Below are 854 nucleotides of genomic sequence, written 5' to 3' on the forward strand. Positions count from 1 at the left end.
CTCGGTACGAAAGGGTAGTCCTGATGGATCTGGTTTAGCTCTTCTTTCAGCTCATAGATAGACTTGGTATCTTCTTCCTTATCGTAACGTGATTTCTCCAAATGACTGTTAATCTGACGAGCAATAGAAAGTAGAGTAGAGTGCTTACTTGATTGAATGTCTAATGCAAGAACTTCGATTTTATGTGAGTCCGGGTAGTAGCCCTTGGCCTTTTGTAAAATAGCCTCAATCTCATCGTAATTCGGATAGCTAGTCGCATCGGAATTGAGTACATCGTCTATTTCTGATTCAAATTGACCGAGTAAATAGGGCTTATGTAGACGGAGCAACCCAGCTTTAATTAGAGGGTGAAGGGAAGCGTCACCATCGATTAAAGAGCGGCTATGCTCTGGCGAGGTACTTAATAGAAGCTCTGCATTTTGGATAACTTCGTTTTGTTGACTGAGCTTTGCTTCTAGATCGGAAATGGTAACTTGCTGTTGGTTGTAGACTAATCCAAGACCTGCCACAAACAACAAGCTGGCTGCGACACCAGTGGCCAAGGGCCAATATTGCTTGTTCAAACGACGCTTAACTGTCTTTGCATTAAAATCAGCTGGAATTGTGCCAGTTGAAAAAACCTTTGAGAAAATAGGCCACTTCGCTATTGGCATATTTGCTGGTTTAGAGACCTTAATATTTTTCTTTAGTGCTTCATTAACTGGTGTTCTTGAATATGGATGCTTACAACTCAACAATTCATACGTAATACAACATAAGGCGAACATATCATCGCTTATGTTTGGTTCTTTTCCTGAGAGTAGGTTGAGTGAGGCGTAGTTAGGTGTGTAGCCCAGCGTTTCTAGATCTTCTGT

Annotated in this window: 1 pseudogene; it reads right to left on the bottom strand. The window is 41.5% G+C overall.

The window, feature by feature from the left end:
• Positions 1-854, bottom strand: a pseudogene (locus R7Q48_RS25905) (serine/threonine protein kinase); the annotation flags it as partial.

The sequence above is a fragment of the Vibrio sp. 378 genome, assembly GCF_033339435.1.